22 protein-coding genes are annotated in these 22,341 nt (G+C 63.8%); 14 read left to right on the top strand and 8 right to left on the bottom strand.

Annotated elements, in window-relative coordinates; all coding sequences use genetic code 11:
• Window positions 1–355: 355 nt before the first annotated feature.
• Entirely contained in the window at window positions 356–1,243 is an 888-nt protein-coding gene (gene rhtA, locus ACVWY1_RS21305; RefSeq protein ID WP_277505027.1) for a threonine/homoserine exporter RhtA, read from the top strand.
• Between the two features lie 186 nt (window positions 1,244–1,429).
• The gene (locus tag ACVWY1_RS21300) at window positions 1,430–1,711 is read left to right on the top strand and encodes a hypothetical protein (RefSeq protein WP_198755581.1); all 282 of its coding nucleotides are present in this window, start codon (window positions 1,430–1,432) and stop codon (window positions 1,709–1,711) included.
• A 40-nt stretch (window positions 1,712–1,751) separates the two neighbouring features.
• Here ACVWY1_RS21300 and ACVWY1_RS21295 read toward each other — a convergent pair whose 3' ends face one another.
• Window positions 1,752–3,554: an aminopeptidase P family protein gene (locus ACVWY1_RS21295; protein ID WP_457378718.1), complete on the bottom strand. Its 1,803-nt coding sequence runs from the start codon at window positions 3,552–3,554 to the stop codon at window positions 1,752–1,754.
• Between the two features lie 195 nt (window positions 3,555–3,749).
• Between ACVWY1_RS21295 and ACVWY1_RS21290 the strand changes: the two genes are divergently transcribed.
• Window positions 3,750–4,862, top strand: coding sequence for a DUF3182 family protein (locus ACVWY1_RS21290; protein ID WP_431197009.1), 1,113 nt, complete (start codon window positions 3,750–3,752; stop codon window positions 4,860–4,862).
• Window positions 4,846–5,616: an alpha/beta hydrolase family protein gene (locus ACVWY1_RS21285; protein WP_198755579.1), complete on the top strand. Its 771-nt coding sequence runs from the start codon at window positions 4,846–4,848 to the stop codon at window positions 5,614–5,616. Before ACVWY1_RS21290 ends, ACVWY1_RS21285 begins: the two co-directional genes overlap by 17 nt.
• Here the strand turns inward: ACVWY1_RS21285 and ACVWY1_RS21280 are convergent.
• The gene (locus tag ACVWY1_RS21280) at window positions 5,595–5,975 is read right to left on the bottom strand and encodes an antibiotic biosynthesis monooxygenase (RefSeq protein WP_277505030.1); all 381 of its coding nucleotides are present in this window, start codon (window positions 5,973–5,975) and stop codon (window positions 5,595–5,597) included. The two genes, ACVWY1_RS21285 and ACVWY1_RS21280, sit on opposite strands and share 22 nt — an antisense overlap.
• An 88-nt stretch (window positions 5,976–6,063) precedes the next feature.
• On the opposite strand from ACVWY1_RS21280, the gene soxR reads away from it, so the two are divergent.
• Window positions 6,064–6,519 carry a redox-sensitive transcriptional activator SoxR gene (soxR, locus tag ACVWY1_RS21275; protein ID WP_110703565.1) on the top strand — a complete coding sequence of 152 codons (456 nt, stop codon included), beginning with the start codon at window positions 6,064–6,066 and terminating at the stop codon, window positions 6,517–6,519.
• A 73-nt stretch (window positions 6,520–6,592) separates the two neighbouring features.
• Here the strand turns inward: soxR and ACVWY1_RS21270 are convergent, their stop codons facing one another.
• Window positions 6,593–7,156, bottom strand: a complete 564-nt coding sequence (locus ACVWY1_RS21270) for a helix-turn-helix domain-containing protein (protein WP_139669831.1) — start codon at window positions 7,154–7,156, stop codon at window positions 6,593–6,595.
• Window positions 7,157–7,240: 84 nt separating this feature from the next.
• On the opposite strand from ACVWY1_RS21270, the gene ACVWY1_RS21265 reads away from it, so the two are divergent.
• From ACVWY1_RS21265 to ACVWY1_RS21235, 7 genes are all read left to right on the top strand, one after another.
• Window positions 7,241–8,185 carry a DMT family transporter gene (locus ACVWY1_RS21265; RefSeq protein WP_457378717.1) on the top strand — a complete coding sequence of 315 codons (945 nt, stop codon included), beginning with the start codon at window positions 7,241–7,243 and terminating at the stop codon, window positions 8,183–8,185.
• Between the two features lie 189 nt (window positions 8,186–8,374).
• On the top strand, window positions 8,375–11,281 hold the full coding sequence (locus ACVWY1_RS21260) for a monovalent cation/H+ antiporter subunit A (RefSeq protein ID WP_277505033.1): 2,907 nt from the start codon (window positions 8,375–8,377) through the stop codon (window positions 11,279–11,281).
• Window positions 11,281–11,625 carry a Na+/H+ antiporter subunit C gene (locus tag ACVWY1_RS21255; protein WP_023632557.1) on the top strand — a complete coding sequence of 115 codons (345 nt, stop codon included), beginning with the start codon at window positions 11,281–11,283 and terminating at the stop codon, window positions 11,623–11,625. The genes ACVWY1_RS21260 and ACVWY1_RS21255 overlap by 1 nt, the downstream gene beginning before the upstream one ends.
• The gene (locus tag ACVWY1_RS21250) at window positions 11,622–13,301 is read left to right on the top strand and encodes a monovalent cation/H+ antiporter subunit D (protein ID WP_457378716.1); all 1,680 of its coding nucleotides are present in this window, start codon (window positions 11,622–11,624) and stop codon (window positions 13,299–13,301) included. The genes ACVWY1_RS21255 and ACVWY1_RS21250 overlap by 4 nt, the downstream gene beginning before the upstream one ends.
• A complete protein-coding gene (locus ACVWY1_RS21245; protein WP_139669823.1) occupies window positions 13,298–13,786 on the top strand; it encodes a Na+/H+ antiporter subunit E in 489 nt (162 codons plus the stop codon). Before ACVWY1_RS21250 ends, ACVWY1_RS21245 begins: the two co-directional genes overlap by 4 nt.
• On the top strand, window positions 13,783–14,061 hold the full coding sequence (locus ACVWY1_RS21240; RefSeq protein WP_258600296.1) for a K+/H+ antiporter subunit F: 279 nt from the start codon (window positions 13,783–13,785) through the stop codon (window positions 14,059–14,061). Before ACVWY1_RS21245 ends, ACVWY1_RS21240 begins: the two co-directional genes overlap by 4 nt.
• Complete coding sequence (locus ACVWY1_RS21235) at window positions 14,058–14,423, top strand: Na+/H+ antiporter subunit G (RefSeq protein WP_139669821.1); 366 nt, start codon at window positions 14,058–14,060, stop codon at window positions 14,421–14,423. The genes ACVWY1_RS21240 and ACVWY1_RS21235 overlap by 4 nt, the downstream gene beginning before the upstream one ends.
• Window positions 14,424–14,426: 3 nt before the next feature.
• On the opposite strand, the gene ACVWY1_RS21230 is transcribed toward ACVWY1_RS21235, so the two are convergent.
• Window positions 14,427–14,636 carry a hypothetical protein gene (locus ACVWY1_RS21230; protein WP_102683675.1) on the bottom strand — a complete coding sequence of 70 codons (210 nt, stop codon included), beginning with the start codon at window positions 14,634–14,636 and terminating at the stop codon, window positions 14,427–14,429.
• Complete coding sequence (locus tag ACVWY1_RS21225) at window positions 14,633–15,103, bottom strand: hypothetical protein (RefSeq protein ID WP_102683676.1); 471 nt, start codon at window positions 15,101–15,103, stop codon at window positions 14,633–14,635. The genes ACVWY1_RS21230 and ACVWY1_RS21225 overlap by 4 nt, the downstream gene beginning before the upstream one ends.
• Before the next feature lie 314 nt (window positions 15,104–15,417).
• Between ACVWY1_RS21225 and ACVWY1_RS21220 the strand changes: the two genes are divergently transcribed.
• On the top strand, window positions 15,418–15,603 hold the full coding sequence (locus ACVWY1_RS21220; RefSeq protein ID WP_110703556.1) for a hypothetical protein: 186 nt from the start codon (window positions 15,418–15,420) through the stop codon (window positions 15,601–15,603).
• A gap of 5 nt (window positions 15,604–15,608) precedes the next feature.
• Here the strand turns inward: ACVWY1_RS21220 and ACVWY1_RS21215 are convergent, their stop codons facing one another.
• Window positions 15,609–15,803, bottom strand: coding sequence for a hypothetical protein (locus ACVWY1_RS21215; protein ID WP_102683678.1), 195 nt, complete (start codon window positions 15,801–15,803; stop codon window positions 15,609–15,611).
• Window positions 15,804–16,147: 344 nt separating this feature from the next.
• Window positions 16,148–16,552: a TraR/DksA family transcriptional regulator gene (locus ACVWY1_RS21210; RefSeq protein WP_277505038.1), complete on the bottom strand. Its 405-nt coding sequence runs from the start codon at window positions 16,550–16,552 to the stop codon at window positions 16,148–16,150.
• Window positions 16,553–16,987: 435 nt separating this feature from the next.
• Here ACVWY1_RS21210 and ACVWY1_RS21205 point away from each other — a divergent pair, with 435 nt between their 5' ends.
• Window positions 16,988–21,532, top strand: a complete 4,545-nt coding sequence (locus ACVWY1_RS21205; protein WP_277505039.1) for a hypothetical protein — start codon at window positions 16,988–16,990, stop codon at window positions 21,530–21,532.
• Window positions 21,533–21,566: 34 nt separating this feature from the next.
• Here the strand turns inward: ACVWY1_RS21205 and ACVWY1_RS21200 are convergent, their stop codons facing one another.
• Window positions 21,567–22,340: an enoyl-CoA hydratase gene (locus ACVWY1_RS21200; protein WP_277505040.1), complete on the bottom strand. Its 774-nt coding sequence runs from the start codon at window positions 22,338–22,340 to the stop codon at window positions 21,567–21,569.
• Window position 22,341 lies beyond the last annotated feature (1 nt).

Below are 22,341 nucleotides of genomic sequence, written 5' to 3'. Positions count from 1 at the left end.
CTGCGATCTCTCGTAGCGGGAGGCGAATCATACAGCGTTACAACCTGCTGTCAACTGCCTTTTTCACCGCTGCCGATCAGATGACCGAAGCACTTTCGATACTACCTGAAACACTCAACTTATTGATTAACAAGAGGTTTTGCGTTTCGACTACGTCGGAAGTGGGGCGCATTATAAGGAGATCTGAAAGCCCGTCAACCTTTTATTACAGGAATATGATGCTGGACCGCAGGAAGGCTGCCAGGAGCTCCATTATTCTGAGCCTCGTTTACTGAAACCACACCCGACCTTGCCAATCCACACCCTGCTGCGCACTATATTGCGCACCCTTGCGCGCACAACAACGGACCCCAACATGAATACCCCGCACCGCAGCCTGGCCACCACGCTATTTCCCATCGGCCTGCTGCTGATCGCCATGGCTTCCATCCAGTCCGGAGCCTCGCTGGCCAAGAGCATGTTCCCTATTGTAGGAGCCCAAGGCACCACAGCGCTGCGCCTCATCTTCGCCAGCATCATCATGCTGCTTATATTGAGGCCCTGGCGCGCGCGCCTGGACGCCAGCACCCTGCGCAGCGTGATCATCTACGGCATGGCCCTGGGTGGCATGAACTTCCTCTTCTATATGTCCCTGCGCAGCGTGCCTCTCGGCATCGCCGTGGCACTCGAGTTCACCGGGCCGCTCGCGGTGGCGCTGTGGGCCTCGCGACGAGCGCTGGACTTCCTGTGGATCGCCCTGGCAGTCGCCGGGCTGTTGCTGCTGATCCCCGTAGGCCAGACCGGTGGCGGGCTCGACCCGATCGGCGCCGCTTACGCCGTAGGGGCCGGTGTGTGCTGGGCGCTGTATATCCTCTACGGGCAGAAAGCCGGTGCCGAGAACGGCATCCAGACTGCCGCACTGGGCGTAGTGATCGCTGCCTTGTTCGTCGCCCCCATCGGTATCGCCCATGCCGGCACCGCGCTGCTCACCCCTGCCCTGCTGCCCGTAGCCCTGGGCGTGGCGATCTTGTCCACGGCGCTCCCCTACAGCCTGGAAATGGTGGCCCTGACCCGCATGCCCGCACGCACCTTCGGCACCCTGATGAGCATCGAACCAGCCTTTGGCGCATTGTCCGGGTTGCTGTTCCTGGGCGAGCAGCTCACGCTCTGGCAGTGGCTGGCCATTCTCGCCATCATCACCGCCTCGGTGGGCGCTACCCTTTCCATGAAACGGGAAGTGGCGCCACCCGTGGCCGCCGACTGATTTGAGAAATATTTTCATTTAGCCAACCTGTAGCCTTGTACCGCCCGGCGTGGCTGATTAAGCTGTCACCAGATCATAATCTTGACGCTATCTACTGAGCGGTACATGGACGCCGGGGATCATCAAGGAAGAGGAAACGCGCAAACGTCAGGTCCGTTAATGTAGTCGGGCCGTATAAGGACAGGAATGAAACGTATTTTGCTCATCCTGGGCATCCTGGCCATCGCTGGATGTGCCGCGACAGCCAATACCGAGGTGAAACGAGGGAAGAAAGGCCTGCATATCAATTGCTCGGGACTCTCCTCATCGTGGGAGAAGTGCTACAGCAAGGCCGCCAGTTCCTGTAGCAGCAAGGGCTACAAGGTCATCGCCCGCTCCGGTGACTCCGACGAAGAGCCTGGCGATTACGTTTTCGGCATCAACCCTGCCGGCTACACCAGCCGCAGCATGATCGTGATTTGCAAGTAACAGATGCATGAAGGGCAGCCAAGGGCTGCCCTTTTCACGTTCAGAGGGGCGCGGTCCGCCGCTCCAGCCACGCCAGCGCTTCACCTTCCAGCAAAGGGGCAAGCCGCTCGCGCACCATCTGGTGATAGCTGTTCAACCAGGCAATATCCTCCCTGCCCAGCGCCTCGACCAACAGGCAGCGCGTGTCGATCGGGCACAGGGTCAAGGTTTCGAACTCCAGGAACTCGCCAAACTCACTGGTACCGACCTCGCGATTGACCACCAGGTTCTCGATACGCACCCCCCACTGCCCCGGCCGGTAGGTCCCAGGCTCGATCGAGCTGATCATCCCCGGCTGCATGGCTGTCTGCGGCGTGGCAGCCGCCTGGTAGGCGATCACCTGCGGGCCTTCGTGCACATTCATGAAGTAGCCGACACCGTGGCCGGTGCCATGCCCGTAATCGACCTGGTCAGCCCAGATCGGCGCTCGGGCGATGGCATCGAGCAGAGGCGAGAGGATCCCACGCGGGAACCTGGCCCTGGATAGCGCGATCATGCCCTTGAGCACCCGCGAGCAATCCGCCTTCTGTTCGCGGCTCGGCTCGCCGATCGGCACCATTCGGGTGATATCGGTGGTTCCCCCTAGATACTGCCCACCTGAGTCGATCAACAGCAGGCCATTGCCCTCGATCACGGCATGTGACTGCTCGGTGGCGCGGTAGTGCGGCATGGCGCCATTGCCGTTGTAGGCCGCAATGGTGGAAAAACTCAGCGACACGAAACCCGGACGGCGGGCACGGGCCGCGCTGAGCTGATCGTCGATAGTCAGCTCGGTAATGCGTTGCGTCCCCAAGCTCGTTTCAAGCCAGGCGAAGAACTCGCACAGCGCCGCGCCGTCCTGCTCCATGGCCTGACGGATATGGTCGAGATCCCCTTCACCCTTGCGCGACTTGCTCAAGGTCGTCGGATTGATGCCCTCGACCAGCCGAACCTGCCCATGCAGGTGATCCAGCAACCCACGGGTGACCCGCGCCGGATCCACCAGCAGGCTGGCCGTGGCCGGAATCGCCGACAACGCGTCGCCGACCGCTGCGTAGTCACGGACCTCGATACCATCGGCCGCCAATACGTCGCGCAGGTGCCCATCGACCTTGTCACGCCCGACGAACAGGTACGCCTTGTCCTGGCTGACCAACGCGAAAGAGACGAACACAGGGTTGTAGGAAACGTCGCTGCCACGCAGGTTGAACAGCCAGGCGATATCGTCGAGCGTGGCAATGAAATGCCAGTCGGCGCCTTTTTCCTGCAGGGTGCCCCGCAGCTCGGCAAGCTTTTGCGCACGATTGACGGTCGCATGGGGCGGCAGGTGCTGGTAGACCGGATTGCCCGGCAACAATGGCCGCTCGCTCCAGACCCCGGCCAGCAGATCGATGTCCGTACGCAACTTTGCGCCCCGCGCCTGCAGACGCTCGCTTAACTGGCGGGCTGCGGCCACTGCCATGACCGCACCGTCCACCGCAACGGTACCGTCGACCTCCGCACCCAACCACTCCAACGCGCCTGGCTGGCCGGGCCGCAGCTTCATCAGCTCGATGCCACTGCCGGCCAGCTCCTTGTTCGCTTGTTCCCAATAGCGACTGTCAGCCCAGAGCCCAGCGAAATCCGCCGTGACCACCAACGTGCCCACCGACCCCTCGAAGCCGGACAACCATTGCCGTCCCTGCCAATAGCCAGGCAAGTACTCGGACAAATGCGGGTCGGCCGAAGGCACCAGCAAGGCAGCCACGCCCTCCCGGGCCATGGCCTCGCGCACACGGGCAAGGCGCGCCGGTACGGGTTCGTAAAGAGGGGACTGACTGTTCATGCGCACTCCTGCGGATAGGTGTCGACGGGTCCAAGCCGTTGATAATGAAACAGCTGGCAGGCGCCCGCAATCACCACGACCGTAACAAGGCATGCATTGCCCCAAGTGCCCTGCCGACCGTCGATCCTTCCTCCTGAACTAAACAGCCTACGCGCCTTCACACCCCTTACACACCCTGCGAACGCGAGGTTGGCCATGCCCCACTCCCGCGCACCGAAAACCGCGGTCGTGCTCCTCGACACCCGGGCGCATACGCCGGACCATGAGCAGGCGACGCACCTGAAAATCGCCCAGTACCTGGCACACCTGCTGGGCATCGATCGGGTCGAGTCAGCGCCCGTGCCCAGCGCCGATGCCCGCTGTTACTACGTGCCGAGCGACACCCTGGTCGACCCGACGCGCCAGATGGCACTCGGCATCCATGGCGAAGAGGACCTATTCGGCGGTGCGGTCAGCCATCCACACATGGCCACCAAGGCGATTTCCCATCCACTGCCAGCCGATGCCAGCTTTCCACCCGGCTGGACGGATGCCTTCGCCCAACTGGCCAGCGACGCCCTGCTGCGCGGCTACACGGTGTTCTCCAAGGCAGACGCGCGCCGCGCCGCCGAGCTGCTGCTGCGCGACGGCCCGGTGCGTGTCAAGCCGGTACTGGCTTGTGCAGGCAGAGGCCAGCAGGTGATCAACGATTCCCAGGCCCTGGAACCGCTACTGCAGGCAATGGACGACGAGGCCCTGGGGCTGTGGGGCCTGGTGCTGGAAGAGGACCTGGACGCGGTCGAGACCTTCAGCGTCGGCCAGGTGCGCGTGGCCGGGCTCACCCTCAGTTACCACGGCACCCAGCACTTAACCCGCGACCACGCAGGAACCGAGGTCTACGGCGGCTCCGACCTGGTGGTGGTGCGGGGCGACTACCTGCAACTGCTGCAACTGCCGCTGGACGATCATCTGCGCCTGGCCATCAATCAGGCCATGGCCTACGAACAGGCCGCCGAACGCTACTTCCCTGGCTTCATCGCTTCGCGCCGCAACTACGACATCGCCCGGGGCAACGACCGCCAAGGCCACCTGCGCAGCGGCGTGCTCGAACAGTCGTGGCGCATCGGGGGCGCCAGCCCGGCCGAGGTCCTGGCGTTGACGGCCTTCGCCGAGGATCCGGCCCTGCAGCGGCTATGCGCATCGACCCATGAGGTGTTCGGCCAGGCGCGACTGCCCGCCGACGCCACGCTGTTCTATCAGGGGTATGACAGTGAACTTGGACAACTCAGCAAATATGCACGGATACGCGACCATGACCATCGAGAGTGAAACCGTGGAACTGCAAGTCGAAGGGGAAAGCATTGCCGGCACCCTGGTCAGCCCCGGCAGCCGCATGCCAGGGATTCTCTTCGTCCATGGCTGGGGCGGCAGCCAGCAGCGCGACCTGGCCCGTGCCCGGCAGATCACCGGGCTAGGCTGCGTCTGCATGACCTTCGACCTGCGCGGCCATGAAAAGACCGAAAGCCAGCGCCTGAGCGTCACCCGCGAGCAGAACCTCGCCGACCTGCTGGCCGCCTACGACCGGCTCGCCAGCCACCCTTCGGTGAACCCCGCCGCCATTGCCGTAATCGGCAGTAGCTACGGTGGCTACCTGGCCACCTTGCTTACCCCGCGCCGGCCGGTTAAATGGCTGGCGCTCAGGGTGCCCGCCCTCTACTGGGACGACGAATGGGACGCGCCCAAGCAGGCCCTCGACCGCCAGCGCCTCAACGCCTACCGCCAGCGTAGCCTTGGCCCGGCCGACAACCGCGCCCTGGCAGCCTGCGCCGAGTTTGGCGGCGATGTACTGCTGGTGGAGTCCGAGCAGGACGACTACGTACCTCACAGCACGTTGATGAGTTACCGCTCGGCGTTCGTCAGTGCCCATTCGATGACCCACCGCCTGGTAGACGGCGCCGACCATGCCCTGTCCAGCGAAGAAAGCCAGAAGGCCTACAGCGCGATACTCACGTCCTGGATCGGCGAGATGGTCATTGGTGCCCGCCTGGACCGCTACCCGCACTATGCGCCCTGGTATGCCTGAGTGCAGCCCAACTGGCAGTGCAGGCCACCATCGGCGCCGCGCACAAGGCTGCGCAGGGTCTGGTAGGCGGCGAAATTCACCCCCCGCGCCTGATGCTCGCCCAGCAGGTCGAGGAACGGCTCCTCGATGAAGCTTCCCGCGGCTGCCGCCCACGCCTGGCGCGATTGCCAGCGCAGGAGCTGAAGCACCCGCCGGCCGTCGTCACTAACCTGGATGCTGACGCTCAGCAAGCCGTCGCAGCGTTGCGCCAGGTGCTCGCTGCGCACCACCAGCGCCTCGGCCAGCGCATCCTGGCGCAGCGGTGGCACGTCGTACTCGATCATCTGGGTGAACCACAGGGAATGGGTGTTGGCCGTCATGTTGCTTCTCCTCGTTTCGGGCTCTTGCAGCAGATGGTCGTGGAGGGTAAAACCTCCAGCTAACTCAAGGTCAAGGATTTTGTTGACGATGAAACCCCCTTCCTCCCAGGAACGCCTGCTCAGCGTCGGCCAGCTGGCCGCCCGTAGCGGCGTGGCTGTGACCGCCCTGCACTTCTACGAGACCAAGGGCCTGATCCACAGCACCCGCAACGCCGGCAATCAGCGGCGCTACCCACGGGCCGTGCTGCGCCGAGTGGCGGTAATCAAGATGGCCCAGCGCCTGGGCATCCCCCTGGCCGACATCGCCAACGCCCTGGATACCCTGCCCTGCGACCACACGCCCACCGCCGACGACTGGCAGCGCCTCTCGGCACGCTGGCGCGACGACCTGAGCCGGCGTATCGACGAGCTGGTGATGTTGCGCGACCAGCTCGATGGCTGCATCGGCTGTGGCTGCATGTCGCTGAAAGAGTGCCCGCTGCGCAACCACCATGATCGCCTGGCCGATGAAGGCCCCGGCCCCCACCCACCGAGCCAGGATTGAGGATCAGGCGCTGAAGACCGATGACCGCGTTGGCGTTCGCCTATGCCGATGTCTTCAGCACCCGCTCTACCCCTCAGATCACCACATTACGCACGAAACGCACCGCCTCCTCGCCATCATTGCGATAGGCGTAGCGGCAATCGCTGGGAAAGACGAAGAACTCGCCCTTGCCCAACTGCCGCTCGCCGCCTTCGATGATCAGCGTCAGGCGGCCTTCGGTCACATAGATCTGCTCGCTCCAGCCGGCGGCATCTGCCTCGCTGGCGTAGCACTCGCCAGGGGCGAGGGTCCATTCCCACAGCTCGACCTCGCGCCGGGCCGGGCTGCTGCCCAGCAGCACGGCCCGGCTGGCAGGGTGCACGCCGGCCCAGGCCAACTCGTCGATACGGCTGGGGTCGCGGCGATCGGGCGCCTGGATCAGGGTGCTGAACGCTACCCCAAGCGCTTCGGCGATCAGGTCCAGGGTGGTGAGGCTGACATTCTTCTCGCCGGCCTCGATGGCCACCAACATGCGCCGGCTGACCCCGGAGCGTTCGGCCAGGGCGGCCTGGCTCAGGCCGGCGTCACCGCGCAGGCGGCGAACATTCTGGCTGACATGCTGCAGCACCGAAGCCCGGTGCTCGGAATCTTTGTGCACTATATTGCTCACTGGTAGGGGGTGCGCAGTATACTGCCCACTTTGCGGCGAATTGTGCGCCGCCCCTTCCGAGTGCGCAAGACCATGAGCCAGGCCTCCCCCAGCAAGCCCGCCGTCACCTTCCGCCTGAGCAAGGCCGAACTGGTGCTGGTGTTCATCACCATGCTCTGGGGCGGCACCTTCCTTATCGTGCACAACGTCATGAGCGTCAGTGGCCCGATGTTCTTCGTCGGCCTGCGCTTCGCTGCCGCCGCGCTGTTCGTCGGCCTGGTGTCGGCCCGCTCGCTGGCGGGGTTGACCGCCACCGAACTCAAGGCCGGGGTGCTGATCGGCGTGTCGATCATGCTCGGCTACGGCTTGCAGACCATGGGCCTGCAGACCATCAGCAGCAGCCAGTCGGCATTCATCACCGCGCTCTATGTGCCCTTCGTGCCCTTGCTGCAATGGCTGGTGCTGGGCCGCCGTCCAGGCCTGATGCCGAGCCTGGGCATCGGCCTGGCCTTCGCCGGGCTGATGCTGCTGGCTGGCCCCGACGGCGGCGCGCTGCACTTCAGCGAAGGCGAGCTGGTGACGCTGGTCAGCGCCGTGGCAATCGCCGGCGAGATCATCCTGATCAGCCGCTACGCGGGCAAGGTGGATGTGCGTCGGGTCACCGTGGTGCAGTTGGCCACCGCCTCGGCGCTGTCGTTCCTGATGATCGTGCCGACCCAGGAGCAGCTCCCCGACTTCTCCTGGCTGCTGCTGGCCAGCGCGGTGGGCCTGGGCGCCATGAGCGCGGTGATCCAGGTGGCGATGAACTGGGCGCAGAAGTCGGTCTCGCCGACCCGCGCCACGCTGATCTATGCCGGCGAGCCGGTGTGGGCCGGCATCGTCGGGCGCGTTGCCGGCGAGCGGCTGCCCGGCGTGGCGTTGATCGGCGGGGTGCTGATCGTGCTGGCGGTGGTGGTAAGCGAGCTGAAGATTCGTCGCCAGGATGAGGCAGAGGCATTGCCGGACGATGACGCGCGTCAGCGCGAGACGGGATTGTAGCCCTCCTGCACATCCTCGGGGCTGCAAAGCAGCCCCACGGCTACGCGCTCACCCGCTATGCTTTGTAAAAAACTGTTATAAAAAAACAGCTTGTCACAGCACATTTGTACGATCCTGCAACTGCTTGCGTGTTGGTGATCATCCCCCCGGCACGTATGATCCTTGGCAAACTTCTCAGAACAGAACGCTATGTCATTGATTGTGCTATTGCTTCTGCCCTTCGTGGGCAGTTGCCTGGCGGCTGTCCTGCCGCACAACGCACGCAACGCCGAGTCCATTCTCGCCGGGCTCGTGGCCCTGGTCGGTACCGTCCAGGTGGCGTTGCTGTACCCACAGGTGGCCGATGGCGGGGTGATTCGCGAGGAATTCCTGTGGCTGCCCAGCCTGGGCCTGAACCTGGTCCTGCGCATGGACGGTTTTGCCTGGCTGTTCAGCCTGCTGGTGCTGGGCATCGGCAGCCTGGTGGCGTTGTACGCGCGCTACTACATGTCGCCGCAGGACCCGGTGCCGCGATTCTTCGCCTTCTTCCTGGCATTCATGGGCGCCATGCTCGGCCTGGTGATTTCCGGCAACCTGCTCCAGCTGGTGTTCTTCTGGGAGCTGACCAGCTTGTTCTCGTTCCTGCTGATCGGCTACTGGCACCACCGCGCCGACGCCCGCCGCGGCGCCTACATGGCATTGATGGTGACGGGGGCCGGCGGTTTGTGCCTGCTGGTCGGGGCCTTGCTGCTCGGCCATGTGGTCGGCAGCTATGACCTGGACAAGGTCCTGGCTGCCGGCGACATCATCCGCCAGCATGCGCTGTACCCGGTGCTGCTGCCCCTCATCCTGATCGGCGCCCTGACCAAGAGCGCGCAATTCCCCTTCCAGTTCTGGCTGCCCCATGCCATGGCGGCGCCCACTCCCGTATCGGCTTACCTGCACTCGGCGACCATGGTCAAGGCCGGGGTGTTTCTGCTCGCCCGCCTGTGGCCGGTGTTGTCGGGCAGCGAGGAGTGGTTCTGGATCGTCGGCGGCGCCGGTGCCGCCACCCTGCTGCTCGGCGCCTTCGCGGCGATGTTCCAGAACGACCTCAAAGGCCTGCTGGCCTACTCGACCATCAGCCACCTGGGCCTGATCACCCTGCTGCTGGGCCTGAACAGTCCGCTGGCCGCCGTCGCCGCGGTGTTCCATATTCTCAACCACGCCACCTTCAAGGCCTCGCTGTTCATGGCCGCGGGGATCATCGACCACGAAAGCGGCACCCGCGACATCCGCCGCCTCAGCGGGCTGTTCCGCCTGATACCGTTCACCGCCACCCTGGCCATGGTCGCCAGCGCCTCGATGGCCGGGGTGCCGCTGATGAACGGCTTCCTGTCCAAGGAGATGTTCTTCGCCGAGACCGTGTTCATCACCTCGACCGCCTGGGTCGAGGCCGCCCTGCCAGTGATCGCCACCCTCGCCGGGACCTTCAGCGTGGCCTATGCGCTGCGCTTCACCGTCGACGTGTTCTTCGGGCCCGCGGCCGACGATCTGCCACACACGCCCCACGAGCCTCCCCGCTGGATGCGCGCACCGGTCGAACTACTGGTGCTCACGTGCCTGGTGGTCGGTATCTTCCCGGCCCAATCGGTCGGCCCGCTGCTGGCCGCCGCCGCCCTGCCGGTGGTGGGCGGCACCCTGCCGGAGTACAGCCTGGCCATCTGGCATGGCTGGAACGCGCCGTTGATCATGAGCCTGATCGCCATGAGCGGCGGCATCATCCTCTATCTGCTGCTGCGCAAGCAGCTGCAGCGCGGTCGCTTCCCCCACCCGCCGCTGATCGAGCGCTTCAATGGCAAGCGCCTGTTCGAGCATGGCCTGGTGCGGTTGATGCTGCTGGCCCGGCACATCGAGCGCCTGTTGACTACCCGCCGCCTGCAGACGCAGTTGTTCATGCTGGTGCTGGCGGCCTTCATCGCCGGCCTGACACCACTGCTGTACAGCGGCCTGAGCTGGGGCGACCGACCGAAGATCCCCGGCTCCGGGGTGTTCGTCGCGCTGTGGCTGATCGCCATCGCCTGCGCCATCGGCGCCGCCTACCAGGCCAAATACCACCGTCTCGCGGCGCTGATCATGGTCGGCGTCTGCGGCCTGATGACCTGCATCACCTTCGTCTGGTTCTCCGCGCCCGACCTGGCCCTGACCCAGCTGGCGGTCGAAGTGGTGACAACCGTGCTGATCCTCCTCGGCCTGCGCTGGCTGCCCCGGCGTATCGAAGGTGTCTCGCCGCTGCCCGGCAGCCAGGACCGCGCCCGTCTGCGCCGCTTGCGCGACCTGCTGCTGGCGGTGCTGGTCGGCGGCGGCATGGCCTTGCTGTCCTACGCCATGCTCACCCGCCCGACGCCCAACGACATTTCCTCGTTCTTCCTTAGCCGCGCCCTGCCAGAGGGCGGGGGCACCAACGTGGTCAATGTGATGCTGGTAGACTTCCGTGGCTTCGATACCCTCGGTGAAGTCACCGTGCTGGTGGCCGTGGCGCTGACCGTGTTCGCCCTGCTGCGCCGTTTCCGCCCGCCCAAGGAGAGCATGCAGTTGCCGGCTCAGCAGCGGCAGCTGGCACCGGACGTGGTCACCGACCTGGTCAACCCGCGCCACGCCACCGACACCGCGTTGGGCTTCATGATGGTGCCGGCCGCTCTGGTGCGCCTGCTGCTGCCGATCGCCCTGCTGGTGTCAATGTACCTGTTCATGCGTGGCCACAATCAGCCCGGCGGCGGTTTCGTCGCGGGCCTGGTGATGTCGGTGGCATTCATCCTGCAGTACATGGTCGCCGGTACCCAATGGGTCGAGGCGCAGATGAGCCTGCGCCCGCTGCGCTGGATGGGCACCGGCCTGCTCTGCGCCACCCTTACCGGCGCCGGCGCGATGCTGCTCGGCTACCCGTTCCTCACCACCCACACCGCCCACCTGCACCTGCCGCTGCTGGGTGACGTGCATGTGGCCAGCGCGCTGTTCTTCGACATCGGCGTGTATACCGTGGTGGTCGGCTCGACCCTGCTGATCCTCACCGCGCTGGCCCACCAGTCGGTGCGTGCCTACCGCCCCGCCAAGTCCAGCCAAGCAGGAGCCGCCTGATGGAAGAAGTCATAGCAGTCGCCATCGGTGTCCTCGCCGCCTCGGGGGTCTGGCTGATCCTGCGCCCGCGTACCTACCAGGTGATCATGGGCCTGTGCCTGCTGTCCTACGGCGTCAACCTGTTCATCTTCAGCATGGGCAGCCTGTTCATCGGCAAGGAGCCTATCATCAAGGACGGCGTGCCCCACGATTTGCTGCACTACACCGACCCGCTGCCCCAGGCGCTGGTGCTGACGGCCATTGTCATCAGCTTCGCCATGACCGCGTTGTTCCTGGTGGTGCTGCTGGCTTCACGCGGCCTGACCGGCACCGACCACGTCGATGGCCGGGAGCGTGACGAATGAGCGGGATGAACCAACTGATCATTGCGCCGATCCTGCTGCCGCTGCTCACCGCGGCGCTGATGCTGCTGATTGGTGAGAAGCACCGCTGGCTGAAGGCGCGCCTGAACCTGTTGTCCACCGCCCTCGGCCTGGGCATCGCCGTGACCCTGCTGATGTGGGTGCGCACCCAAGGCCAGGCCGAGTCCATCGGCGTCTACCTGCCAGGTAACTGGCCGGCGCCGTTCGGCATCGCCCTGGTGCTCGACCACCTGTCGGCGCTGCTGCTGACGCTGACAGGTATAATCGGCCTGAGCGCCCTGCTGTTCGCCCGGGCCCGCTGGGACGGTGCCGGTGCCAGCTTCCACGCGCTGTTCCAGATCCAGCTGATGGGTCTGTACGGCGCCTTCCTCACGGCCGACCTGTTCAACCTGTTCGTGTTCTTCGAGGTGCTGCTGGCGGCCTCGTACGGCCTGCTGCTGCATGGCTCGGGGCGGGCACGGGTCAAGGCCGGGCTGCACTACATCGCCATCAACCTGTTCGCCTCGTCGCTGTTTCTGGTGGGCGCGGCCATGCTCTACGGCGTGACCGGCACCCTGAACATGGCCGACCTGGCATTGAAAGTGCCGCTGGTGCCGGAAGCCGATCGCGGCCTGCTGCATGCCGGCGCGGCGATCCTGGCGGTCGCCTTCCTGGCCAAGGCCGGGGTCTGGCCGTTGAACTTCTGGCTGGTACCGGCGTATTCGTCGGCCAGTGCGCCGGTAGCCGCGCTGTTCGCGATCATGACCAAGGTCGGGTTGTACGCCATCCTGCGCCTGTGGATGCTGCTGTTCTCCGGCCAGGCCGGCGCCTCGGCGTTCTTCGGCGGGGACTGGCTGGTGTATGGCGGCCTGGCGACCCTTGCCGTGGCGGCCGTGTCGATCCTCGCCGCGCAGCGCCTGGAGCGCCTGGCAGCGCTGAGCATCCTGGTGTCCGCCGGCACACTGCTGGCCGCCGTCGGTTTCGGCCAGCCGATCCTGACCGGCGCCGCGCTGTTCTACCTGGCCAGCTCCACCCTGGCCCTGTGCGCGCTGTTCCTGCTGGCCGAGCTGGTGGAGCGTTCGCGCTCGGCCAACGAGGCGCCGCTGGAGGATGAAGAAGGCGCAATGCCCTCGCCTCTGGAGTCCCTGCACCCGCCCAAGGGCATCAACCTGGACGACGAGCAGCAGGTGGTGATCGGCCAGATCATTCCCTGGACCATGGCCTTCCTGGGCCTTGCCTTCATCGCCTGCGCCCTGCTGATCATCGGCATGCCTCCCCTATCGGGCTTCATCGGCAAGCTCAACCTGATCAGCGCGCTGTTCAACCCGCAAGGCATGGGCGTCAGCCCGGAGCAGCCGCTGGGCGTCGCGGGCTGGACCCTGGTCACCCTGTTGGTGCTGTCCGGCATGGCCTCGCTGATCGCCTTCGGCCGGGTGGGCATCCAGCGCTTCTGGAAGCCTGAGGAACGCCCCTCGCCGGTGCTGCGTCGCTATGAATGCGTGCCTATCGTCATTCTCCTGGGCCTGTGCATCTTCCTCAGCCTCAAGGCTGAGCCGCTGCTGCGCTACACCCAGGACACCGCCGCGAGCCTGAGCACGCCGGAGGCCTACGTCAAGGCGGTGATGGCCACCCGGCCACTGCCTGGCCCGACCACCCTTAGCGTGGAGGCGCAGCCATGAGCCGACTGTTTCCCGCACCACTGCTGTCCGTCGCACTGTTGGCACTGTGGCTGCTGCTCAACCTCTCGGTCAGCCCGGGCAACCTGCTGCTAGGTGCCGCGCTGGGGATCCTCGCACCTATCCTGATGGCGCCGTTGCGCCCGCAGCACGCCCATGTGCGCCGCCCTTGGGCAATCGCCAAGCTGGTTGGCCGAGTGGGCCTCGACGTGATCCATTCCAACCTGTTGGTGGCTCGTGGCGTGCTGCGCGTCGGCAGCACGCCGCCTCGCTCGGCATTCGTGCATATTCCGCTGGACCTGCGCGACGCCCACGGTCTGGCGGCACTGTCGATGATAACCACCGTGGTGCCGGGAACCATCTGGTCGGAACTGGCCCTGGATCGCAGCGTACTGTTGTTGCACGTGTTCGATCTTGAAGAGGAAGCGGCCTTCATCGAGCACTTCAAGCACACCTATGAACGTCCGCTGATGGAGATCTTCGAATGAGCGGCCTGCTTGCCTATGCCGTCCTCACCAGCCTGTTCATCTTCGCCATTGCCATGGCCCTGGCACTGATCCGGGTGTTCCGCGGCCCGTCCGCCCAGGACCGCGTACTGGCACTGGACTACCTGTACATCCTGGGCATGCTGATGATGCTGGTGTTGGGCATTCGCTACGCCAGTGACACCTACTTCGAGGGCGCGCTGCTGATCGCCCTGTTCGGCTTCGTCGGCTCGTTCGCCCTGGCCAAGTTCCTGCTGCGTGGCGAGGTGATCGAATGAACGAAGCTATCGAACTGCCGTTCTGGCTGGAACTGCTGGTGTCCACGCTGCTGCTGCTGGGCAGCCTGTTCGCCCTGATCGGCGCCATCGGGCTGGTCCGTCTGCAGGACTTTTTCCAGCGCATGCACCCGCCCGCGCTGGCCTCGACCATCGGCGCATGGTGCGTGGCGTTGGCCTCGATGCTGTACTTCTCGGTGCTCAAGCAGAGCCCGGTGCTGCATGCGTGGCTGATCCCGATCCTGCTGTCGATCACCGTGCCGGTGACCACGCTGCTGTTGGCCAGGGCCGCGCTGTTTCGCAAACGCACCTCGGGTGAAAACGTACCTGAGGAAGTCAGCAGCGGGCGCGATCGCGGCAACTGAGCCTCATGCCTGGCTCAAGCGCTGCAACTCGCGGCGTACCATGGCGGCAAAAGGCGGCGGGCTCATCCGATAGAGCTCGCCGGCGACCCAGGCCAGCCAGCCGCCGTGCAGCGCCTCTCGGCGCGCAAGCAGGCGCTCGGCCTCCTCCACCGCACGGGCCTGGTGCAGGCGGTGAAAGTCGGCCCGCGAGCCCGCGGTGGGCTCGTCGATCATTCGCTGGCCTTGAAGGTGGTCAACTCGCCCTTGCGCCATTTGGCGACCTTGCCGGTCACCGCCTTGAGCAGTTTGCCCAGGCCTTCCTGCACCTGTTGCTGGGCAGCGAACACCAGCATCACGCCATGCCCGTCGCGGAACACGATACCGTCGCCTTCCGGTACCGAGACGAAGGCGTAGTCGCCCTGGCCATAGACGTTCAGCTTGATCTCGCGAAAGCGCAATTCCAGCTTGCCGCCTTCGCGGCTGGGCAAGACCGCGGCGCGGAAGTGGTCACCCACCTTCAATTCGAGGCGCTGCTTGTCGTCGACCACCATGGCTTCTTCGGTGTCGATTTCGGCCATGTACAGGCCTTCCGGGTTTTGCTCGGTGACATAGATGAAACGCCCGTGGAACAGCTTGACCAGCTGTGCGCGCAAGTCGCCCAGGGCGAACAACGCATGGGTATCCAGTGTACTGACTGCCAATGAAGGGCTCCTCACATCGATTGCAACGGCCACGCCACGGACACAAGTTGCGTCAGGTGACAGGCACTTTTTAGTCAAGGTCCGCAGGACCGTGGAAACAAGCGACAAAGCGTCCACGCGCAACGGCGCAAGGGCAACCAGGAAGCAGTTCACCCAGCCACCGCCCGGCGATGCGAAGTAAGCTTCGGCTCGATTCCGCAAAGGGAAACGTAATGTCCGACAGCACAAATGCCGGAAAGGATGCGACAAGCAGCACCAGTTCTTTCGCCAGAAAGGAATGCTGGCCTTCAGTCGCGCATTACAGGAGAGCGAATATGCACGAAAACACTGAAACCCGTCGAGAGGCACGTAACATTTCCGGCCATGATATGCCTCGCTATATCGTCATTCCCGCCGGTGTCGCCTTCTACCACATCGCCGAACGCGATACGGGCCGGGTCAGGGGTTTTCGCCAGTGCCACGAGCAGGCTTGCGCACTGGCCCGACAATTCGAGCGCTGAACGCCTCAGGCCGCGTTGCAGCTGTCCAGCAGGGCCAGCCAGGCATCCCGGCATTCCAAGGCTTCGGCGCGGCTGGCGAATGCTGTGCCGCGACGCTCGCCATCGACCAGTACCACCCAACACACACGGTTGCCCAGGGCCTGCATTGAGCGCGGCACGCCAGTCCCGATCATGACGGCGACATCGACTTGGCTATTCATCATTCCCTCCGGAATTTAATTAGCAACCTAACGATACGCGCATGATACGGCCTGCCCTGCCTGGGAAAAAGCGCCGCCAGGTACAGCTGTATTGCAATTCGGGCAACAAATCCGCTCAATCCAATTGCGCGGACCTGGCCTTCGACACGGGCTGCCAGTCCCCTAATCTGTGCAAGCTGCACACCGGTTTGTTCACCCCGGTACCCAGCTCATCGGCCACCGCGAAGCGACGTCCGTGCTCGCCGGCACGTGGCGCCTCGATGGCGACAGCCATGCTTGATGCAAGGCAAGAAAACACGAAGGCCCCAGGGATCGCTCCGCGGGGCCTTGCACAAGGCGTTGGATCAGATCTGCCGCTGGTGGCGGTCGAGCTGTTCGTGACGCTCCTGGGCTTCGATGCAGTACTTGGTGGTCGGGCTGATCAGCAGGCGCTTCAGGCCGATCGGCTCGCCGCTGTCGTCGCACCAGCCGAAGCTTTCGTCGGTGATGCGGTCCAGCGCCATCTCCAGTTGCGGCAGCAGACGCTGGTCGCGGTCGATGGCATTGACCAACCAGGTGCGTTCTTCCTCGACCGACGCCACGTCAGCGGGATCCGACGGGGTATCCAGGCTTTCGATGGCGGTGCGGCTGAGTTCGATGCGCTCGTGCGTTTCGACTTTCATCGCTTGCAGCAGCTTGGTGAAGAACGCGAGCTGTTCGGCATTCATGTAGTCATCGGCCGACATGGCCAGCAACTGTTCCTTGGTCATCGATTTCTCTATGAAAAAATGTGCATTTGGGCGATTCGGGTGCTGCCTGCGATGCTTCGCCGGCAGCGGAATTCTTCAAGCGCCAACCGGCACTCTTTTACAGGGGGCGGCAGTCTAAGGCGCCAAGCGACGGTGGGCAACAGAAATGACGGCGAATTGGCCGAATCAGCAAGGAATCCGCCAACTGGCTACTTACATTTCTGACGTTGCGCGCCTCATAAAGCATGGGCCGACGATATGTCGGCCCCACCATTTGGCCGGCCAAACCCTGGCAAGCGCTCTTCTTGATGCCTGACGTTTTGCCTTGCCGGCCCATGGCCAGCCACGGAGAACTCGGCACGAGCCCCCAGAAGCAATCCGGGCGATACCCAAGTATCACCTGGGCGTGGTGTATCTACCGTCTCATCAGGCTTCAGAACACCGGAGTCTCACACAATGAACCTGCAGCAACAACTTCTCGAATTCAGCGATCTGGATTGCGCCGTCGCCAAGCGATTCCAAGGCCGCCCCATGCTGGGTGATATCGCCAGCACCATGCTTAGTGAGCAATGGCAACAACGTCGGATTGGCTTGTCCCACGACCCCCTGACGCTGCACTTGATCAGCCGCCGCCCTGGCGGTTCGGGTGCCTGGATTCGCCCGCTGGCGTTCGCGCTGACCGAACGATTCTGTGGGCGCGCCACCCTCAACTTGACGCAGGGCGAAGACTTCATCAGCAGCCATGCCGTGGACAACCCAACGTGGGCCTTGGACATCGACTTGCATGCCGTCGAGCTGCTGATCAACGAATGCGGCCCCCTGTTGCTTGAGCGCTACCGTGAAGAGCTGGTGGAGTTTTGGGGTAATTTCGATAGCGGCGGACAAACACCGTGGCAATGGTATGCCGACCACCTGCAGAAACAGTTTGAGAAGACTGTTGCTTGCAATATCCAAGACAACAGACTGAGCGCTCTGGAGGCCGCCAACGTAAACCAGCTACTCTCAAAAACGGCGCGTCCCGCGCCTACTATGGCGGGGACTTCGGTCGCACTCTTGAGCACCGACTTCTCCTCCATCAGCAAGATCGATGTTGACCTGGGCAGCGCCCTGCTCATCGAGCGCACCAGCACAACGGGCTCAAGTACCCTGCTGTATACGCTGGTCGGCAAATTGCTGGTGTTCCCTTCTCGCCCGACCATGCTGGCGATATTCAACAGACTCTGGCCTGACAATGACACGACAGCCCCACACAAGGTGCACATTGTGCCGCTGGCAGAGGCCCCCTTCGAGGCCCAGGCACTGGAACTGCTCCAACAGCAGCTGCGCGTCGCCGACGTGGTTTCCCGTAAGTACCATGGGGAGGCGTACGCACTGCCATTGAGCCAGGATCTCGATCGATTGACATCCCTGGTCGACCTGTGCGATCGCAAGGAGCGCGCTCAACGCCTGACCCTGAGCCAACATCTACCGGCATGGTTAAGGGACGCCAAGGTGGATGACCAGGTGCACTACGCGCAGATGCTGGTCGATGTGGCCCAGGCCTACCATGATGCCGATGGCGAGTTCTGGCTCGATGGTGTCGACACCGCACAGGCCTTTGCGAACCGCCAGCTGGCCCAGCGCTTTACCACCGACCATCCCGGTAGCGCACTGCTGCCCGAAGATGTGCGGATCATCAACCATCAGGTGACCGCGGCGGCGGCGGCTGGACAAGATGCCCTGTTTGCCTCGGGCGACACGCAAATAGTGGAGTTCAGCTTTGCCGAACTGGCAATCGGTAATCTCGGCCTGCTCAAACCCGGCCGTGTGGAACTGGCGTCGAAGACCACGGCCCCCTTGCCCGAATGGATGAATGAAAACTATCTGCGCACCCTCGTCACCGAGCTGGACATCGCCAGCGCATACCCGCGAATGTTGCGCGGCAAACTGCTGGACGACGTCGAACAGCAGCGAACCCGCCAGAAGCTGCTTGGCGATCAGCTACGCAAACAGTTGCCGGCCCTGGCACTGGAGCAGCATCTGCGCGGGATGGGTATCAGCGAAGTCTGCGTCAAAGGTGTGGCACAGATTTTCAACGCAACCGTCAGTGGTGGCGAGAATCATTGGGTGATGCGTCCACTGGGGCTGCTCAAGCAGGTCGACGCCTCTGCTGATCATCCTCTCAATGCCTGGATCATCGAGTTGGCGACACCGGATGCAAGTCCATGTCTGCTCTATCGCCCACTGCACCAGCAGCCGTTGCTGCAGTATGACGACCGCCTGGCGCTGTTTGTCGCCATGTGTACCCCTGGCGCACTGCAGGATGACATCCTGCAACGCCTGCCGGAAGCAGACCGCAAGGTCTACGCGCACGGCGGCTTCCTCGAACCTCACGTGTTCTACCCCCTGGACGACACCTTCGCGGTGCCCTTCGGTACGCCCCCACCGGCCACCCTGAGCCTCGAAGCCGCCGTCGACGATATTGGCAAAGCTATTTACCTGGCGAGCGTCCAGGAGTCTATTCAGCGGTTCCAGGCACACGCCAGCACTAGCGCCGAAACGCGCTGGAACAGCTGGAAGGAACTGGGCTGGCTGTTGTTCAATACGCTGCTACCCCTGGCTGGCAGCACACTGGGCAAGGTCGGTTGGCTCGTGCAGATGGAAGTCGCCTTGGTTCAGGCCGTCGAGTCAGTCAGTAATCGTGACCCCGAAGGCCATCGCATCGCCATGGTCAACTTGCTGCTCAACGTTGCGTTGCTACTGCTGTCCCACACCTCCTGGCAATTGAAACTGGAAGAAGGCCAGGAAGGTCCCTTGGCCCGAGAGGTACCCGACACCACATCGGCGATTCTGATTAAACCCGCACACATTGTCACCGCACCATCCGTCGATGCCGCGGACTTCAACTGGGCAAGCCCCGCCCCCACTCTGGATGCTCAGCGGCGCTCGGAACTGGAGGCCTTGCACGCCGATGTCAGCGTACAGTCCCTTGGTACGCCGATTCCATCCGGGCATCTGGCAGGCCTGTACCTGGCGCAGGATGAATGCTGGGTGCACCTGCAAGGCAAGGTGTACAAAGTCCTGCTCGACGAGTCGGGTGAAGAGCCACGCATCGTCAGCAATACCGCCGAACCGCAACTGGGGCCTTGGCTGATGCGTGACGAAGCTGGCCGCTGGCAGCTTGACTTGCGCCTGCGCCTGCGTGGCGGCATGCGCTCAGGATCGCGCATAGCCCGCCTGCGTGAGGCGAACCGCCAGGCGCTGGCCGATCTCGACCAGCAGCTCGACCGCGACCTGGCACAAGGCCTGGCGCAGCTGAAACTCATGCGGGCCGATGCGGCAAAGTTCGCTGACAGCACCTCCGACGCAGCTCTACGGGATCACCTCAAGTCCTGCCAGGACGCATCCTTGTTCTGGGAAGCCCACCTGGAGCGCCTGAACAGCCGCAACGCCCTGTCACCACGCAACGGCTTCAAGGTGGAGCGCGCCAACGCCCTGACCCAACGCGCACTTAGCGAACAGATGGTCAACCTGACCCTCAAACGCCTGTGCACGCCTCGCCGCAATCAGCTTGCCCAATTCCTCAGCAGTTACAAAGGCAGCATGACCCCCTCTGACCTGGCCATCTACAGCCGACGTCTCGCCGAGCTGTCCCCGTTGTTCGACCAGATGGTGGTCAATGCAGACGCCATGAGCGAGATCCACATGGAGCTCAAGAAACTGACCAACCGCGGTCAGGACAGCATCCAGAAGATGTTTGAAACGCTCAAGCAGACCTGGACCAGCCCAAACGCCCCGTTCACCTGCCGCTACCTGCGCCTGGAAAACCACTTCAACCAGCTATTCACTCGCCACCCGATCGACGACAGCAACCCGACCGGCAGTGCCTTCTGGCTAAGCCTGGCCAATGACAATGTGGGACGCGCGATCAGCCAGCACAGGCAGTTGGCGGCGCTGGACCAACCGAACGCCGAACTGGCCACGCGTCTGCTCAAGGGCATCGACGAATGGCTGAACGATGCCAAACGACAGCTGGCCAACTTCAAGGAACGCTCGCAGGACAACGACGCCCCCGCGTTACTCGAACAAATCGAGAAGGACGTGGCCTACCTACAGGAAAAAGTCCGTGTCGAGCTAGCCGAATACCCCGACTACCCTCCCTCCATCACTGTTGCGCAACTGCGCAAGCACATACCCGGCCTGATCGAGACTGAAGACCACGGGCTGATGCTCGGCGTCCCCCGCGAAGACGATGACACAATTATCGATGTCGCCGGCCCCGATCCGGACAGTCCTCCCGTCGCCTATCGCAGGGAGAACGAAGCCGGTATCGAGATCGCTTCCGCCAGTTTACCGCCCCCCCCCTCCAAGGCAGGACTGAAAAGCCTGCTCAAGGAAAGTGGCAAACTGATGACCCGTGCACGCGCCGAGCTGGAGCAAGTTCAACGCGCAAAATCCTCCAGATATCTACCCAACGAAATATATGACTTGCTGATATCGCAGAAGAAACGGCTGATGGAGCAGTCGAATGCCATCGAAAAGCACTTGACCGATGACAACCAGACCGACGAGGCCGCCGCGGACCAGGACGCGGCACGTATCACCAAGGCGCTGAACGACTTGAGCCTGACTCTGGAGCGCCAGGCGGACGAACTACGAACCCAGGCGGCATTACGGCAGAACCCCGAGATGGTGTGGGTGCAGCATCTGATCGACAACGGCAAAGTGACCGTCCATGCACTTGGCACGCGCAAGCTGCTGGCCAAAGTAAAGGGGCGTGCGGCCGATTATCTTGACGAGTATGTGATCCGCTACCAACAGCAGCCGCAGTGGTACGCCCACTTCCATTACGCGGCGCTCGACACCGACAAGTCCCAGTTCCTCGCTGGCCACCTGAAAACCGCCGCGCAACGCCAACTGGCAGGGAGTACCGCGATCGACCCGACTACCGGCAACCCGATAGCGATCCACCGTGGGTCCATCTCCAGCGCCGCAGCGGCCAAGTACTTCTTCTCGCTATGAGTCGGCAAGGCCGCTGCAGCTCAAGGACCCGCGCTCAACGGTCGTTGAACTGCGCTTCGCGCTTCGCGATAAAGGCGGCCATGCCTTCCTTCTGATCCTCAGTGGCGAAGGCGGCGTGGAACACCCGGCGCTCGAAGCGCACGCCCTCACTCAGGGTGACTTCGAACGCCCGGTTGACGCTCTCCTTGACCATCATGCTCACCGGGATCGACTTGGCCGCAATAGCCGCTGCCACTTTCAACGCCTCCTCCACCAACTCGGCCTGCGGCACGATGCGCGCCACCAGACCGGCGCGCTCTGCTTCCTCGGCGCCCATCAGGCGCCCGGTCAGGCACAGCTCCATGGCCTTGGCCTTGCCCACCGCGCGGGTCAGGCGCTGGGTACCGCCCATGCCCGGCAACACGCCCAAGTTGATTTCCGGCTGGCCAAACTTGGCATTGTCGGCGGCGAGGATGAAGTCGCACATCATCGCCAGCTCGCAGCCGCCACCCAGGGCGAAGCCCGATACCGCGGCAATGATGGGTTTGCGCCGGTTGGCGATGCGGTCGGCGTCGCTGAACAGGTCGTCGACGTAGATCTGCGGGTATTGCAGCTCGGCCATTTCCTTGATGTCGGCGCCTGCGGCGAAGGCCTTGGCGGAGCCGGTGAGCACCACGCAGCCGATGTTCGGGTCACGCTCGAGCTGGTCCAGGGCCTGGTTGATCTCGCCGACGATCTGCGCGTTCAGCGCGTTGAGCGCCTGCGGGCGGTTGAGGGTGATCAGGCCGACCTTGCCGTGGATGTCCAACAGGATGGTTTCGAATGCCATG

Source organism: Pseudomonas sp. TE6288 (assembly GCF_054062095.1).
This window is presented reverse-complemented; position numbering and strand designations above follow the sequence as displayed.